This window comes from Pseudomonas sp. BJa3 (assembly GCF_026343815.1).
In the GTDB taxonomy this organism is placed as follows: domain Bacteria; phylum Pseudomonadota; class Gammaproteobacteria; order Pseudomonadales; family Pseudomonadaceae; genus Aquipseudomonas; species Aquipseudomonas soli.
On sequence record NZ_JAOXMC010000022.1, the window covers coordinates 74614 to 91588 of the forward strand.

The window sequence follows — 16975 nt, forward strand, 5'->3', positions numbered from 1 at the left end:
GCATCTCGAACTCTTTCAGGAACTGATTGACGGAGAGTACGGTCATTCACTTTTCCCACCAAACAAATCAGCCATAGATTCGGATGAAGAAACTCTTGACCGACGCCCTCGTTTAGTCGGCACTGAAATCGAAGTGGTGGTCTTTTCAGTCAAATCGACCTCTGCTGAAATCAATCCAAATACCTTTTCAATGAACTCATCAACCAAATCCAAATCTGATCCGGATTGAATCTGCGCATGTATAGCTAATGACTCAGAAAGGATTAGGTTGTCAATCATTTGCGGCGGCGGAAATGGGAGCTCCTTTAGCTCCTTAACCAGAACCTTTGGAAACATTCCTTTTGCTGCCTTTGATGAGATCTGGGATATAAACGCCGTAGCAAGATCACTATTCAAGTAGAGTTCAAGAAATGCAAGAAGGCGCTCACTTTCCTTCGATTTTGGCTTTATGCAAATAATACTAGGGTTGTGAATGGCAAAATCAGAGTACCGCGAAGCAATTATCAACCTTGGTGGTTTCCCTACAATTTCACGAACCAGAACGCGTTCATTTGAGAACCACTCAGGGGCTAAGTAGTTTGATACCCATGGCCCATAACTAGCCCAAAGGCCACTCCATGATACGGCATACGGTACAACATCTCTACCTCGTAGTTCCGGCACATAAGAATTGTCTTTCTGACTATCAGCGTGCCACGGCTTCTCTTCCACGATACGCTTTGCTTCTTCCTCACTCATGCGCTTCAGAAGCGCGTGCTTGTCATATGGCTTGTAGCCTTGCTTGACAAAAAATAGATCCTCAATTCTCAATGCACCGAGCGGAATTAAAACTTCACTCGCATCAAGATTCGCCCAATGCGCGCGCGATGCAAATGCATCCTGTTGAATTGGGTTCGATTGGCAAAGATGGAAGCCCGGCGCTCGCGAAAATTGTGTTGTATGCTTCGCGGAAATGGCATTCTTAAAAATAATTACGCAGCAGCGAACGGACGCACCTCTAAAAATTTGATGATCCGTGAGATCTGCGATCCATAGCAGCCACGAGGAGAGCGTGAGCCGTCTTCTGATTTGACGAGCTGACTCGTTCAAAAGAACTGTGTTAGGCAGGACAAGGCCAACAACTCCATCGCGACAAACTAGCCGGGTTGCTTGTTCTGAAAAAGCAATCGCAAACTCATAGTCACCAATGGTTTCGTAACCCATGCCCATCCATTGTTTTTGAATGGGGTCAGTGGCACTTCCCCAAGGAGGATTTCCTACAATGGCAGAGAATCCTGCTCTCCCCACTGCAAAGACTTCTGGAAATTCCAGAGGCCAGTGAAAAGGCCTACGAGCTTCTTTGCTTGCTGGCAAATCTGCAGACAAAGCGAATATTGAGCGCTTAGTTAAATCCTTGATCGCATCTACGTCACCATCAATAGCCAGACCCACCTGGACTGCCAATGATGCAACTGAAGTTTCGAAGACTGCTGCATTACCGCCAGATGCTAATAAATCACAGATGAGTGCGTCCGCAATTCGCTCGGGGACCTCCAGCGCTCGACGCGCATCCGCATCCAGTCCAGCCATGGCCTCGATATCATGAATGTCACGAATCGGCATGGCACGTAGTTGCTGCCGCAACTTGATCGCTCCTTGTACGGCACGCTCAATGCTCTGCCCGAACAAGCGCTGTTGACCTTTCCCCGTCGCCACGATGGAGAGTTCGATAAGCTGATCCAGCCTATGAATGCCGAGCAGGCTGTCGCCACAACGTAGGTTGTGATCGAGGAAGCCGAAGGGACGCCCCTTGGCCAGTGTCACCAGCCAGATAGAGAGCTTGGCGAGTTCGACTGCCAGCGGGTTCAAATCGACTCCGTACAGGCAACGCTCGGCGATGAGACGGCGCGCGATCACCGTGCGGGCTTCGCTGTCGCGGGGCAGAGGTTCCCTAGCCAATCCGGCATCCAGAACCTCACCATCGACGCTCACAGTTTTGCCTGTTGCCTCGACCAGTGACCAAGCCTCAACGAGGCGATCGGACAGCCAACGGCAGGCCTGCACAAGGAAGGCCCCCGAGCCCATGGCGGGGTCGCAGATCTTGAGGTCGAGTAGTTCGGCAGGGGATTTCAGTGCCCAGCGATCACGCGGTGTTCCCTCTGCCGGGCCAACATAGGCCACCGGCGTAAGGGTTTCAGCAACGATCGCTTCGGTCAGCGATTTCGGTGTGTAGTGAGTGCCGGTTTCGCGCCGGTCGGAACCAATGGTGACAATGAAAGCACCAGCAGGATAGACCAGCGGATAGCCCCATGGGTCGGTGCGCAGCAGATGGGCATAAGGCTTGACGCGATCGCGGAGTTTGGTATCACCTTGACATGCAGTCAGCAGTCGATCGGCCAAGGCATCGTCGACGGGTTTGGCCAGAACATTGCGCACCCGGCTGGCGGAACTGCCGGAGCGTTCTTGCAGCAACTCAGCCAATCGTGCGGCACCATCCAAGCGAGCCGAATCCAGCTCGGCCAGTTTGACCCACGGAGTCTTGGCACTCTTGGTGGCATCCAGTTCCAGAGTGACCGCATCGGTGCGCTTGACGGTACGTTCGAGCAGACCTTCATACACGTAGCCGATCTGTTCTACATCCAGCGCGCGATAGGACAGCGTGCGCCCCTGGAGTTGCTGGATCGCCTCTAGCAAAAGCAGCACCGTGCGGTTGTCGATGGGCAGCGGCTTCGCGGCATCGGTACGCCAGTTCGAGCCTTTAGCCCGACCTTCGAGGAAGGGGAAACGGTCTGGGTCAAACAACGAACCACCCAGCGCCGGGAGGCGCAGATTCTCGTGCTTGATGCCGCCGAAAACCGCGCGGAAGATCGCCAGCAAGCGTGACCACGCATCCCACCGGCGCTCAAGGATCTCTTCGGACTCTTTGCGCAACTGCATGCGCAAGGTGGAGAGCGCGTAGTTGGCTTCATAGCGTTCTTCGCCCATCAAAAGCAGGCCACGCTCTTCGGCAGACAGCAGGAACACCAAGCGCATCATCACCGTCAGCGCCGCCTCATACAGCTCGGGCTCCTTGACGTCACGCAGGAGCTCTCGATTGCGATCCTGGTCTGCCTTGTCGAGTGTCTGAATCAACACCTCGACAGCGCGGCGTACTTGTTCACCGAGGGCATCGGTGACCTCGTCCTGGAACTTCAGGGAACGATCAAACAGTGCAGGCAGTTGTTCGGATTCATCGACGAAGAAACGGCGAATGCCGAGCAGATGCACGAATGCCTGCAAGGTGATGGGTTCCTGGCTCCAGATGCGGGCATACCAACTGGCAAAGGTGCTAACGGCGCCGACCGGGGCATCGACCAGCATCCAGCGCTCGCCGTTGGTCACCAGCCCGAGGCGGCAACCCAGTGAGCGGCACAATTGCACCATGCGATCGGCGGGTGTCGCGGCCCAACCGTCGCGCTTCAGGCTGGCATCAAGATCGACATCCTGCGCATAGGTCTGGATTAGCAGTAGCGGCTTGTTGACGCGTTGCTCATCAATCACCACAAGATCCGGCGACAGCGTTACGCCATGTTCGGGCAAGCTGGCTTGAAGGTTGACGGCGCACCAGTCGGCAGGCTTGAGTACATCGCCTTTGCGGTCTTCATCAAGTTCGAGACCACGCGACAGCACTTCGTCGATCCATGCCGCGTGCAACTCAGCAAACTGCGCATCTTCCAGTTCCAGCGCTTCACGCCATTCCTCATAGGCTTGGCGCAGACGTTTGCGCTTGACCCCATCGAGTTCTTCCAGCCCTTGCGGAAAAGCTTCCTTCAGAACGGGAACAGCGAGGAAAGGACCAGAGATCTCGATCAGCGATAGCCAATCATCATGCACGCTGATCGTACTCATGCGGCACCTCCCTGAGCAGCCGATTCAGGTACCAGAAAGATGACGGCGACCGGGAAGGTACGGTCGTTCAGTTTAGCGTAACGGGTTTCGATGGCCTCGGCCTCCTGCTGGCGCTCGGCTGGAATGCGGGCAAGACGCGCTTCCAGTGCTGCGGTGTCTCGCCTGAGCTGTGTTCGCTCATCCTCCGAGAACAATGAGAGCTGTGCCGGTTGCTGATCTTTTTTCAGTTCAAGCTGGATGGCTTTTTCCAGTTCATTGAGCACGGTGCCAATGTCGGCCACTTCCTGCTGCTTGCGTAATTGCAAGGTATTAGTCAGGAACTTGAGCCGGTCTTTCGAGCGAGCGTCGACCGACTGCAGGATGGCGTTCTGCGCTTGGTCAAAACGCACGCGGATTGCATCGAACAGAGAGTCAGCAGCTGTCAGAGGCTTGGCCTGGTCCAGCCATTGCTGGACCTTGGTGACACCCTCTTCACGGCGGAAATTTTTATCCCCCAGATAGCCACCGGCCACGGTCAGCTCTTCGTGAAGGCGATGATGATTGCCGCCAGTGACGACCAGCCGTGAGATAACGGCCACGGCAGGGCCATCAATCAGTGCGTCCGGCACCGAACGAACCGTGACGCGATGCAGCTTCTTCACATCGCCTTGTTTCCAAACCTCGGCTCGCAACAAGCGCAGACACATCTGCACCAGTCGGTGATTCAGGTGAACCAACACCACATCATCACGCCCAGTGGCGACGCCGTGATCGAAGGTGATGGGTCGAATTTGCAGTGTGTGGGGGTGACGCAAGCCTTCAAGGCAACGTGCCCACGAGCCAGAAAGTGCGGGCATCTTGAATACGGTGCCCGCCGGGGCGTCAGCCAAGGCAAAGGGTTCGAGCGGCGACCGGCCGTCCAATTCAAGTCCTGTCTTGACTGCCATGAGGATGTGCTCTGGCGTGAGGTGAAAATCCTGCTGCGTGGTCAGGAGCCGTTCGTGCAGCTTGGCGACACGGTCTTTCAGTTCGCGCTCGGCGCGCACGAAGCGTGTGGCCTTAGCAATCTTGGCTTCAGCCAAGCGAGTGTCGAGATCTTTGAGCGAGCCTTCGATCAGCCCTGACATCTGCGGCGCGATGACGGGGTTGACGCTACCCATGTCCGCCCGCATGGATTCGAGTTTGCGCAGCGCCCGGATGATATTCTCGCCATGGCCACCAATGGTGGCTTTGTCTTGTTCGCCGCCATCGACGGGGTGCCAGATCAAAACTTCCTTCTGCCGCTGACCGTGCCGGTCGATACGACCATTACGCTGCTCCATTACATTGGGGTTGTAAGGGATCTCCAGATGGATGAGGCAATTACAGTGGTTCTGCAAGTCGATACCTTCAGACGCCGCATCGGTGGCCAGCAGGATGCGAACCGCTGAATCCTTGGGCGAGGTCTGGAAGGCTGCTTTGACTTTCTCACGTTCGTCTTGCGCCATGCCGCCATGAAGGACGGCCAGTCGATCACCGCCAACACCGTGGCTGGCAAGGATCTCGTGCATCCACTGATGGGTGGTTCGGTATTCGGTGAACAAGATGACCCGGCGCTCATTCCATTGACCGTCGGTTTTGAGGTTGACCGTGAGCCAGTCGAGGATAGCTTTGGCTTTAGCGTCGACCTGGTTCTTGGCTGTCTGTGCCCACGATCGCAGCTCCTTCAGCGTTTGTTGCTGGTCTGCCGTCAGTGGTTGCGCACATCGTGAGGCCTCTTCGACGGCCTCGGATTGGGCGTTTTCGACCTCCTGGTCATTGGCGTAGTCTTCATCGACCCGCAGGATGGCTTTGCGCAAGATGCGGTCGGCCATCGTGTCTTTGTCTTTGCGCTGATGGCCAGCGGACAGACTAGCAACATGCTTCTCGAGGGTGGACGCGAAGGCGGCGGGAGAAGAAAAGAGCCGTTTCTTGAGTAGCTGGTTAACGAACGATGTGCCGAATGCGTTGCCTGCTTTCTCTGCGTCATGTTCCCTGCTGGCGCAGTAGTCATTCAACTTCTGGTGAATGGCCCGTTCCTGCGGAGAGTACAAGACCAGTAGCGTTTGCAGCTTGCGCTGCGCATAGAGCGGCTTGCCTTCCGCATCGACCAGATCGCTCTTGAGGCGGCGGATCATCACCTGACTCAACTGTTTTTCATCAGGCAGAATGTTTCTGGCGAAGCGTTGGTCGTCGAGCAATTCTAGCAACGATGTGAAGGACTCGGTGTAGCCGTTGTGCGGTGTAGCGGTCAAAAACAGGCGATGCTGGAAGTGCGGACTGATGGAACGAATGAAGCGCGTGCGCTGGCTCTCCAGCGCGTAGTTCGCTCCGGCAGCGGGTGCGATGTTGTGTGCTTCGTCGACAACCAGCATGTCGAACTTCCGTGGATAGCTGGTGTGCGCTGGCAGAACATCACGCATGGCGCGTAGTCCTTCGCCGCTCTTGACCCAGTCCATGGAGGCGATCAAGCGAGGATGCGAAGTCCACGGATTGGCGTGGATGCCACGTTCTCGACGCAACTGCTTGATGTAGCCTGTATCGACGACTCGGAATTCGAGGCCGAATTTTTCCAGCATCTCGACGCGCCACTTCTCCTGAAGAGAAGCAGGGCAGACGATCAGGACGGTACGGGCACGGTGCCGCAGCAACATCTCCTGGATGACGAGACCGGCCTCAATTGTCTTGCCCAAGCCGACGTCGTCAGCGATGAGCAGATTGACGCGGGCCATGTCGATGGCACGTACCAGCGGGTCTAGCTGGAAGTCCTCGATGCTGACGCCGCTGCGGAATGGCGCTTGAAGGAAGCCTCGGTCGGCATTGGTCGCAGCCCCCCAACGCACTGCGTCAAGGAACGCGTCAAGTATGTCGGAATCATCCTGACCGGTAATTGAGGGGAGGCCTGCACGCTCAATGATCTGCGCGCCGGGCTCAATCTCCCAAATAACCTCAAGCTCCTCGCCAAGGCCATCCTCATCAATGGAAGCGAGCGTAACTGCATGCTGGGGCACGCTGCCTAGTTTGGAGGCATCGGCGTTGGCCACTACCCATTGCCGACATCTAACTTCGACGAGTTGACCTGGCTCTGGAATACTACGGTAACTGCTGTTGTCCACCGACGCAGTCATTTTTATCTCCTTAACACCGTAATCATCAAATCGATGATTACGGATGAGCGACACCATGTGCGTTGCGCGCTTTCAAGAGCGCGAAGCACTAAATTCAATTGAGTACAGGTGCGAATCCAGGACTGGAACAGCGGCATTCGTGCTCGCAGAGAACGCTGTAGATTTGTCATCCCTGGGATACTACGGCCTGCCATGATGCGACATGCATCACCTTATCCATTGGGACAGCGTGGGTAAAGCCGTCCTCCACGCTTTCTGCCGTTTGGGTAACTGACCGAGGCCTTCATTTATCTCGCTCAACCGGCCTACTCTGATGCATTTCCACGCTCACTGAGCTGATGGCGACCATACCGCTGACCGTTCCATTTTTTTATAACCACTCTGCTGGAGGGGCAGCACGCAGACATTGCAAAGGCCTGTCAGAGCCGGCTCGCACCGAAGCCATGCTGGCCATCCCCATAAACCTTGGTGGCTGCCTTGCAGAGATAGCTGGCCCTGTAGAAAAAGTCAGCCTGGCTCTGCGGGTCATTACGACGCAGACAATAGGTTGGATTGGTCGGTATCTCGACCAGCCCCTTGACCGTTTCAACTGGCATCCGCAGGGCACTGGCCCATGCTCCCTCAAGACGGTTGAACATGTTGTCTCGTCCGGCCTCGAATTTGCCAAGGGCATTGAAGGCATCGAAGTTCAGTAGGAACGCCATGTGATAGTGAGGTTTTCCATGCTGCCCCACCTCCCTGGCCCAGACGCACCGCACATTACTGTCATGCGCACTCTTGTTCTCCATGCGTGCCATTCGACGATTGTGCCGTACCTTGGCTTTAAACGACTCAACAAATCGGTCAATTACCTGATTCGTGTAATGGCTTTCAGGCAGATCAACGCCTGCAGGGAACCTTAGATCAACTCTAAATGCGAACACACGAGAATACTGCTGAACAGCCCGCTCCGTAGTGCTGCGGAGTCTTTCCAGATACTGCTGAACAAAAGGCCCTTTATCGACCTGAATAGGCATTCCAAAATAGCTGCTTGCATCATGAATAACCAGATTTTGGTTTTGAGGATGACGTTGCATTTCCAAACACTCCAGTGCTAGTTTCATATACTTCTAGCGATGAGTACTTTTTTACAACGCGCCATCAATGCACATCATCCAGGCATCTGTGGATGCCTGATATTAATCATAAATACACACCCACACCTAATGACGCTTGACATACAAGCGATAAAGCATACTACCAATACCGAAAGACCCAACAAGCAAAATACCCAGAATCATCAGGAAGACATCCAATAACAACCATGCAATACGTCAAAAATAAACTCTGGGAAAAAATTGCCATAGCCAGGGTCGCTGGCTATAGCCCACTTAACGCTGTAAAAACTTTAAGGTCAAACCGAAACAGCCCCTTGCATGTCGCGTTCCTCAATTCGATCCAAGATCCACTCCTTAACCTCACTTTCCAACCACCCAACACTCCGCCCGCCTAAGGGAATCGGCTTCGGGAACAAGTTACCGGAAACATATTTGTAAACCGTCGATCGCCCAAGCCCTGTCATTTCCATTACCTGCTGCAGCCGAATTACTTTCATGATGAGCTCCTAAATTTACTCATCAGATCTACCTTCCACGTAATCCATTACTTGGCGATCAGTCCACTCAACAAAACAGGCGGAACTTTTATCCCTGCACCCACAGCCCCGAACATGCACTCACAGCATAAATAACGACGTACAACCTCACCTAAACAAAGGAAATTGTGTAACCAAATTAACGTCCGAGCACTCGACTCTCACGCGCCTCATTGTGGGCGTTTCCTTCCCCCGCTAGCCCTTCACACCAACACCGCCCACAGCCCACTCCACTTGCAGAAGACGGCGCCGATAGCCTTGCAATAGATTGGGAGATAGACACACCTCTCACTGCGAGCTTTACCTCATGAAAGCCCCATGTATGCTGACACCAGAGCCATTTTTACATTCTAGGAAAGCTCTAGGATTACGCTAAAAAACAGCTATGGATCCACTGTTTTTCATCTATGGATCTACTAGAGATTAATGCAGATCCTCCACCATCTATCAGGTAGAACCACAGACATGTCAGTCCGCCACAACGACAAACTTCAAAAGACATTTAACAGCCTTAATGCAGATAGCCGATTCGCAACCTGGCTATGGTTTATTATAAAGTACAATCGCCCAGATATATTCCTAGGTGAATTCAGAAGTTCAGACATGCGCAATCTAATGGCGGAAGCCATCATTAACCAGCCAGGACTAACACAAACAATCGAAAACCAAAATAGAGCCGACCTCTTACCCGAGCAGAGCCTTCAGTGGATAACAAACAACAAAAGACAGAACGCCTTCCTAATCAAAAAGCTGGCCGAAATAAGCGAAACCAACTACACAGGCGGCCCCGACAACCTAACCGGCAGAGAGCTAACCATTGCAGCGATTGATACATGGCAAATAGACAAAATTCAAAAATCAGCAATCGTCAATCAAATAAGATCCGAATGGGAAACCCACACAGAGTCAGACCACTTATTTAAATGGTTCAACGGCCCAGACGAGAAGGAAAAGCTGAAAACTGCATGGGAAATAACCAAAGACAAATACTCATTCCTAGCCTTTCATCAAAGCCAACCTCAAGAAATAGATGACTTAATCACTCTACTTGACCCCCAACTTATTACTACACCAGAAAAAATACTGCTCATAAACTCCATCAAAAAACGATGGAGCCAAAATACATATCGCGCCAAAATGACTGGAAAAAAGCAGTACAATTTTATCCTATCCGACAAGTCCATCAAGCGCCTTGACAAGCTTGCCGACAAACATGACCTGAAGCGAACTCAAGTCCTAGACATACTGCTAAAAATGAAGGAAGAGAAAGGAATTTACATCCAAGAAAGACTAAAACAACTGGTCGACAACTAAACATTGCGCAGGCAGCATGATTCATTCATGCCCCGTCCAAAATGCCCCACCGAAACATCCTAATTCCTAGCAAGGCTGTCAGAAGCTCACTGAACAGCCTCGCGAGAGCAATAAACTCACGAGCCCTACCAGATAAACTAAGAACAGATCAATAGCCTCCCTTCGCCAATACTTGATCATCAATTTCATAAGCCCATGCCTGCACTATCTGGCGTCGTTCTTCCCTATATTCAGCCTAATTGTAGTTTGCAAGAACTTTGTTTCTCTCGGCATGCGCCAACTGATGCTCGATGAGTCTGCGCGATATCCCATTTTGCTCAGCATGGTCCAAGCTGTCGCACGAAAACCATTGGCTGAAAAGCCTATGCTGTCCTTACCATTGGAGCCCATGTGCTCAAGTACCCGGCTTAGCTTGCGATGGTTTCGGAGAAAGCAGCCAACGCCCCCTCCCTGTATGGGTGCTCAGCTCACGCAGCAACTTGGCCACTTGCTTGGACAGCGGGACGATGTGCGGCTCTCGCACCTTCATACGCTCAGCCGGAATTCGCCATTCGGCCCGATCCAGATCGAATTCGCTCCATTCCGTCTTGCGGAGCTCTACGTTGCGAACAAAGGTGAGCAGCATCAGAGGCATCGCGATCACCGCAATCCTGTAGCCGGCCGTTCGGCCTGTCTGTTGTGTGACGGATGGACACCCTGGAGAATCAGTGGCCTGGCATTTTCCCGCTCATTGCGCGCATCAGCCAGCCCGATCTCCAGGTAAGTGGTAAAGGAACGGTATAGCAACAGCCCCCCATCAAGACGCCCCAAGGTACCAAGCAGATCCTATCGGCATTCCAAATGGCATTCCAATAAAAAAATAAACCGATATAGTATTTTAAAATCAACACGTTACGGAACCAGTTCAGATTACCCCGGCACTCCAAACCATACCACCGCCCCCTCACTCCCCCGCAAAATAATCACTATCCACCTGCTTAACCTCATACACCTGCTTAACACTCACCCCCAGATTATTCTCAACCATCAACCTGGCCAGCTCACCCCCATCGATCAGCACCACCTTGATATCCAGCCCCAACGCCGCCTCCCGCGCCCCCACCGAAAACTCAGAGGTGGTGATGAACACCCCCTTGCGCGCCCGCTGTCGGGTCAACGCGCCGATGAACTTGTCGATCTCCGGCCGGTGCACTGTATTGCTCCAACGCTTGGCTTGCAGGTAGATCACATCCAGGCCGAGCTTGTCCTCCTTGATGATGCCGTCGATCCCGTCATCGTTGGTGGCCTGGGTGGCTTTGCCGGCTTCCTTGCGCGAGCCGCCATATCCCATGGCCAACATCAGGTCGACTACCAGTTGCTCGAAAAAGCTTGGACTTGCCGCCCTCACCTGCGCCAACAACTCTTCCTCGAGCGATTGCAGCAGCGCCTGATGGGCAATGTTCAATTGCTCGTCCGGTGTCGTGTCTCCCTCGTCCAGGTCCGGAGTTGCGGGGGCACTCACCACTTGCGGTCTGGCGGTGTGGAAATCGGCAAACTCGGGAAATTGCTTCAGCCAGCGCACGGTGATGCGCGCCGGGCCGCTGATCAAGGCCTCACGGCCGCGAACGGTAATCTGGACCATGCCCTTGGCCGGAATGGTCAACAGCCCAGCCTTGTTCAAGTAGGTGCGCGCCCAGCCCACTCGGTTGTTGATCACCGTTTGGTTGCCTGATGGCAGGCGCTCCTTGCGCTCGTCCTCTGTCAGCTGGAACTGCTCTGCAATACGCTCACGCAACTCACTGAGCGCCAGCGGCGTACCGTCCTCGACGACAGACAGTACTGGACGCATCACACTTTGAAAATCCGGGATCGACACATTGACTCCTTGTTCGCGTTCACCGTGCAGGGTGAACTTCAATCGCCACCAAGGCAAACGGACCTATCGAAAACACACTAAGTACAGCCACTTACAGTACCGAGGCCAAATGCCATCATCCCTCCCCCCTCCACCTCAGGCAAGCCAACCGCGTGGACCACAACTTCAAATTCCTCACCCTCCCCCACCGCTCCGGCGAGGTCGCGAACGTCTTCATCCACGGCTATTCGGCCGGCCACGACATGGAAAACCGCTGCAAACTGCGCAAGTACATTCCAACGTCCCTGCACAATTGCATCAACATCTTCGCCTTCTGGCCCTCCGGCCACTGGGCGCAGTTCGACAGTGCCTCCAGCAGTGGCGTGGCCGCGCTCACCCGGATCAACGCGTTGGCCGGCGCCGGAGCCGCGGCGATCGACCGCGCCATGCACTTCAACTCGAGCCGCAACCGCGCCACCGATATGGGCAAACAGCTGCTCGGGCAACTGGAGCGCTATCTGATCAAGCATCACCCGTACGTGTCGAAGGTCAATCTGGTCGGGCATTCGCTTGGCGGCAGGGTCGTGGTCGGTGCCTTGCTCGACTTGCTGGACAAGCCTGACTACGAAGGCCTGGAAGTGGGCGAGGTGCTGTTGATGGCGGCGGCGGCCGAGCTGTCCGCGGAGCAGGCGCAAGCCATCCGGCAACGCACCAAGTGCAAGCTGTACAACGCCTACTCCGAGGATGATCGCATCCTGCAGTTGAATCTCGGGGAAGACAGCATTGGCCGCCGGCCCATCGACAACTTCGAAGACGTCATGAACGTGCACATGAAGTCTTTCGGGCATACCGACTACTGGGAGAACCTGGAGAAGGTACTGCGCAAATCGCGCTTCCACGGCTACACCGGCGGCCTGCCGCGTTCGAATCAGCCTGAGCCGGTCATCAAGGACCCCGACCCCGTCGTCACCGACCACCTGCTCTACGACCTGCTCGAACTGACCAGCGACCGTATTCGCGGTCAAGTCGCCAAGCACCTGCGCAGCAGCAGCTGGACGAAGCTGGAAGCCGAGCCCGCGCTGTACCCGTTGACCCAGGAACTTCAACTGCTGGGTGGGCACTGCCTGGTCAACCTGGCACGGGGCCGGGGCCTCAAGTACGTGCAGATCCTGCTCATGCTGGCGCAGCACTATGGCCTGGTGAACGAGCTGCACGACTGTGCCCAGGTGGTGGAAATGGAGGCGCTGCTGATCAGCAAGTGCTTCCACTCTGCATTCGGCGAAAAGCATCTGCTCGCCTCGCGGCAGGATATCTTCCAGCACCTGGAGGCGATGACCGAGCAAGGCTACTTCGAACAGGTCGACGCCCTGGCTGCGAGCCTTACCGTGACCTCTTACTTCTCGACGCCCGAGGCACCTGCGCCTGCGTATCGCAAAGGCGATTCGACCTTGCCGAGCGGTAGCACGGAAATCGCGCTCGCTTCGGCCTCGGCGCTGTCAGCGCTAAGCGACCTGATCCCGACCGAGCGTATCAAGGCCGCGGTGACCAATCTGAAGAGCGCGGTGAAACCGGGCTATTCGGCACTGATACCCGCCGTCGCGATCCTGTTCCATGCGCGCCTGAAGCTGAACAACGAAGGCTTGCTCTGACGCCATCGCCAGATATTTCTGTGGGGCTACAGTGATCGCCAGCGTTTACGCGCATGGACATAAGCCGCCAGGTCACTGTAGCCAAGCTGTGCAGCAATCTGCGCTCGGCTATCCCCCTGCATCTCCAGGTACTGCTCAAGCTCCGCACGCACCCGATCGAGCAGCACACGAAAACTGGTCCCCTCATCCTCCAGCCGCCGACGCAAGGTACGTGCACTCTGGTGAAGGTCCTGCGCCTGAGCCTCCAGGGTGAGCGATCGGCCCGTGATGAGGCCTTGGCGAATGCCCTGGGCTACCCGGGCCGACCAGCCACTGAGTTGGGACTGCTGCGCCAGTCGGCGCTCCAGCTCTTGGCTCACCACATCCATCATCCCGGTATGCTGGGTCAGCAATGGTATGTCCAGCTGAGTACGATTGAAGTACAAGCGGTTGTACCCGCAGTCGAACTGGATATTTTCACCAAACCACTCGTGGTACTCCGGGTAGTACGCTGGCAGACGGTGAGCGAAGCACGCCCGCTGCGGCACGACAGCCGCACCCATCCCCACGCCCATTACGCTGAGGGACATCACGCTGTAGTGCTCGACCATATAACGCACCAGGCTGGCTGGAGCATCGATACGCAATTCCACCCCGAGGCAATCCCTCTCCTCGACCAGCACCAGGGTATCCATGTCCGATGCCAGCCGTGCATAGCGCGCCCAAAAGCGGATGGCCTCGGCCAGCGTGGCGCTATACAGGCAGCCCTGGGCCAGCACATGCCAGTCCTGGCGGCTGAAATGCGAGAACAGGTGCAAGCCGATTGCCGGATCATGGCTGGCCGCCTTGGCCCAAAGCTGCTCCAGCGCAAGCATGCTGTAGTTGCTGCGCGCCTTCAGCGAATGCGTGTCAAGGTAGCGCTCCAGGACCCGCCCGAGCGGGCCGCGGTGGAATCGCTCGGGCGATGGGTTGGCCGGTTCTCGGGTGATTCTGTCCGTTTCGCGCATATCGTCTGACCGGATCATGAATTCTTATGGGTGGGCACCGCCTTGATCGGCGCCCACCGGAGAATGCCATGAGCACAACAATAACAAACAGCCCGATACCGATTATTCTCGCCATCCTGATCGGCTTCATCCTCCTCGAAATCACCTGCGCCTGCTTCCTTCAGCCCCGCGGCAAACGCCGGGACGCTATCATCGAGATCGTCGGCAGTGCCCTGCTGATGACGGTCACCCTGCCGCTGGTCACGTTCCTCAGCAACAGCCTGCTGGAACACTTCGCGCCGCAACTGAAGGGCAGCCTCGCCGGCCTGCACTGGGCGCTTGGGCTTGTCCTGTTCCTGGTGCTGGACGACATGACCCAGTACTGGTGGCATCGCCTCAGCCACAAGGTGCCCCTGCTCTACTCGCTGCACCGTGCACACCATTCAGCGCCTTACATGAGCATCCGCATCGTCTATCGCAACAACAGTTTCTATTACCTGCTGATGCCCGGCCTGTGGTTCAGCGGGGCCCTGATCTACCTGGGGTTGGCGCATGTGTACTTCGGCTACCTGATCGTCAAGATGCTGGTCATCTTCGGCGCCCACAGCAGCGTACCCTGGGATGACAAGCTCTACCGCATACGCGCATTGCGGCCCTTGATGTGGCTACTGGAACGGACCATTTCCACCCCCGCGACCCACTCGGCGCATCACGGCCTGTGCGCCGATGACGGGGTGACGCATTACAAGGGCAACTTCGGCAACCTGCTGTTCTTCTGGGACGTGCTATTCGGCACGGCAAAGATCACTCGCCGCCGCCCGCGGCATTACGGTATCGAAGGCATGCGCCCGGTCAGTTGGCAGGAGGAGCTGTTCTGGCCGCTGATGCGTGGCAAGTCGACCAACATGCCAACTGAATCGGACCAGGAGCTGGCCAAATGAGCCTGAATATCGTACTCGTGGCCGGCTCGAGCCGGCCGGACAGCCAGTCGGCGAAGGTGGCGGCCTTTCTCGCCCAACGCCTGCAGGAATTGCAACTCAGTGAGTTGCTGAGGGTGATCGATCTAGGGCTAGCGCCACTGCCACTGTGGCCGGCCAAGGATGAACACGGACTCTGGCCCGAATATGCAGCCCTGCTGCGTGAAGCCGATGCACTGGTGGTACTGACCCCGGAATGGCACGGCATGGCCTGCCCGGCACTGAAGAACCTGTTCGTCTACGCCGGCTACCGCGAGTTGGGGCACAAGCCGGCACTGCTGGTCGGGGTGTCCTCTGGGCAGGGCGGGAGCTACCCGCTGTCTGAATTGCGGGCGTCCAGCTACAAAAATTGCCGCATCTGCTACCTCCCCGAACAGTTGATCGTGCGCCAGGTGGAGGACGTGATGAATGGCTCGGAAAGCGTGAGCACGCAAGACCTGCGCATTCGTCGCCGAACCGACTGGGCGCTTCAGGTACTGGGCGAATATGCCAGGGCGCTCAGGGGGATGAATGAGCGCGTCGAAATGGAGGAGCCGGAGTTCGTCAACGGGATGTGAGGGTTGATGGCCGCTATCGAACGATAGCGGCTGCCTCGGCCTGCGTCCGCTTAACGCCTAGCTTCAATGAGATGACGGGTCGAATGCGCGATGAAAGGCTTGCCCTGGCGCATCTGGCTGTCCAGGGCCAACAATTCAGTGCGGTACTTGTCCACAGAGAAGTCCGGCACCCACCATACGCATTTGCGAAGAATCCATACGACTGCGCCTACATCATGGAACAGCATGCGGCAACAGGCTGTCCGCAGGTCTGTCACCGTCAGCCTGGCTGCCTGTGCTGCTGCCACTTCGTCCTGTGGCTCGCGCATTTGCCGCTCACGTGGCAACGGCCCCAGGAAATGCTCGATCAGCTCGAAAGCCGAGGCAGGGCCTACGTGCTGGGCGAAGTAATGTCCACCAGGTCGGAGGACGCGATGGATCTCGTGCCAGTCGGGATTCACCGGGTGGCGCGAGGTGACCAGCTCGAACGAGGCGTCGGCGAATGGGAGCGCTGTGCCGGGGGTTACCTCGATGACCTCAACGCCGCGTGGCCCCAGGCGCTCTTGCGCCTTGCGGGCGTTGGGTGGCCAGGCTTCGGTTGCGCACATGAGGGGCGGGAAGCGTGGAGCCTCGCCTAGCACCTCCCCGCCGCCGGTATCGAGATCCAGCGCAGCGTGCACGCCGTCCAGACGCTGTGCAAGGAGCTGGGCGTAGGCCCAAGGTGGGCGCTGCTCGGAGGCGCGCCCTGTCAGCCAGTCGAAGCCCCAGCCGGTTACATCTGCAGCACTGGCTTCGGCTAGCAGGTCGTCAAAGGAATTCATTTGAGCGTCCAGGGTAACGTTTGTATGGGGGGCAGTATAAATCGTGTGGGTGCGGCTTCCTGGGGCTTTGGGTTGCTCGGTGAGACCCGTTTGCCTGGACCAGCCCTATCGCGGGGCAAGCCCGCTCCCACGCTGTGTATTCCACAGCAGAGGTGGCGTTGCTTTTCGGGACGCGGAAAAGACAAAACCCCTACCTGCTCGCGCAGATAGGGGTTTTGCGAAATGAATCTTGACGATGACCTACTCTCACATGG

At 56.2% G+C, this 16975-nt stretch carries 12 protein-coding genes; 4 read left to right on the plus strand and 8 right to left on the minus strand.

Going from position 1 to position 16975, the window contains the following annotated elements; translation table 11 throughout:
* Positions 1-42 precede the first annotated feature (42 nt).
* The 4 genes from OH705_RS23195 to OH705_RS23210 form a co-directional block, all read right to left on the minus strand.
* Positions 43-3867 carry an Eco57I restriction-modification methylase domain-containing protein gene (locus OH705_RS23195; RefSeq protein WP_267303064.1) on the minus strand — a complete coding sequence of 1275 codons (3825 nt, stop codon included), beginning with the start codon at positions 3865-3867 and terminating at the stop codon, positions 43-45.
* Complete coding sequence (gene drmD, locus OH705_RS23200) at positions 3864-6992, minus strand: DISARM system SNF2-like helicase DrmD (RefSeq protein ID WP_267303065.1); 3129 nt, start codon at positions 6990-6992, stop codon at positions 3864-3866. Before drmD ends, OH705_RS23195 begins: the two co-directional genes overlap by 4 nt.
* Positions 6993-7411: 419 nt before the next feature.
* Positions 7412-8068 (minus strand): inovirus Gp2 family protein, encoded by a 657-nt coding sequence (locus OH705_RS23205; RefSeq protein ID WP_267303066.1) that lies wholly within the window; start codon positions 8066-8068, stop codon positions 7412-7414.
* 317 nt (positions 8069-8385) lie between these two features.
* Positions 8386-8586: a helix-turn-helix transcriptional regulator gene (locus OH705_RS23210; protein ID WP_267303067.1), complete on the minus strand. Its 201-nt coding sequence runs from the start codon at positions 8584-8586 to the stop codon at positions 8386-8388.
* A 504-nt stretch (positions 8587-9090) separates the two neighbouring features.
* Between OH705_RS23210 and OH705_RS23215 the strand changes: the two genes are divergently transcribed.
* Positions 9091-9939, plus strand: coding sequence for a hypothetical protein (locus tag OH705_RS23215; protein ID WP_267303068.1), 849 nt, complete (start codon positions 9091-9093; stop codon positions 9937-9939).
* 394 nt (positions 9940-10333) lie between these two features.
* Here the strand turns inward: OH705_RS23215 and OH705_RS23220 are convergent, their stop codons facing one another.
* Positions 10334-10573: a tyrosine-type recombinase/integrase gene (locus OH705_RS23220; RefSeq protein ID WP_267303069.1), complete on the minus strand. Its 240-nt coding sequence runs from the start codon at positions 10571-10573 to the stop codon at positions 10334-10336.
* A gap of 309 nt (positions 10574-10882) precedes the next feature.
* The gene (locus OH705_RS23225; RefSeq protein ID WP_267303070.1) at positions 10883-11836 is read right to left on the minus strand and encodes a restriction endonuclease; all 954 of its coding nucleotides are present in this window, start codon (positions 11834-11836) and stop codon (positions 10883-10885) included.
* Between the two features lie 110 nt (positions 11837-11946).
* Between OH705_RS23225 and OH705_RS23230 the strand changes: the two genes are divergently transcribed.
* Positions 11947-13422 carry a DUF726 domain-containing protein gene (locus OH705_RS23230; RefSeq protein ID WP_267303071.1) on the plus strand — a complete coding sequence of 492 codons (1476 nt, stop codon included), beginning with the start codon at positions 11947-11949 and terminating at the stop codon, positions 13420-13422.
* Positions 13423-13448: 26 nt separating this feature from the next.
* On the opposite strand, the gene OH705_RS23235 is transcribed toward OH705_RS23230, so the two are convergent.
* On the minus strand, positions 13449-14408 hold the full coding sequence (locus OH705_RS23235) for an AraC family transcriptional regulator ligand-binding domain-containing protein (RefSeq protein WP_267303072.1): 960 nt from the start codon (positions 14406-14408) through the stop codon (positions 13449-13451).
* Between the two features lie 68 nt (positions 14409-14476).
* Here OH705_RS23235 and OH705_RS23240 point away from each other — a divergent pair, with 68 nt between their 5' ends.
* Together OH705_RS23240 and OH705_RS23245 are read left to right on the plus strand one after the other, a co-directional pair.
* The gene (locus OH705_RS23240; RefSeq protein ID WP_267303073.1) at positions 14477-15328 is read left to right on the plus strand and encodes a sterol desaturase family protein; all 852 of its coding nucleotides are present in this window, start codon (positions 14477-14479) and stop codon (positions 15326-15328) included.
* On the plus strand, positions 15325-15921 hold the full coding sequence (locus OH705_RS23245; RefSeq protein ID WP_267303074.1) for an NADPH-dependent FMN reductase: 597 nt from the start codon (positions 15325-15327) through the stop codon (positions 15919-15921). Before OH705_RS23240 ends, OH705_RS23245 begins: the two co-directional genes overlap by 4 nt.
* A gap of 50 nt (positions 15922-15971) precedes the next feature.
* On the opposite strand, the gene OH705_RS23250 is transcribed toward OH705_RS23245, so the two are convergent.
* On the minus strand, positions 15972-16721 hold the full coding sequence (locus OH705_RS23250; RefSeq protein WP_267303075.1) for a class I SAM-dependent methyltransferase: 750 nt from the start codon (positions 16719-16721) through the stop codon (positions 15972-15974).
* Positions 16722-16975 lie beyond the last annotated feature (254 nt).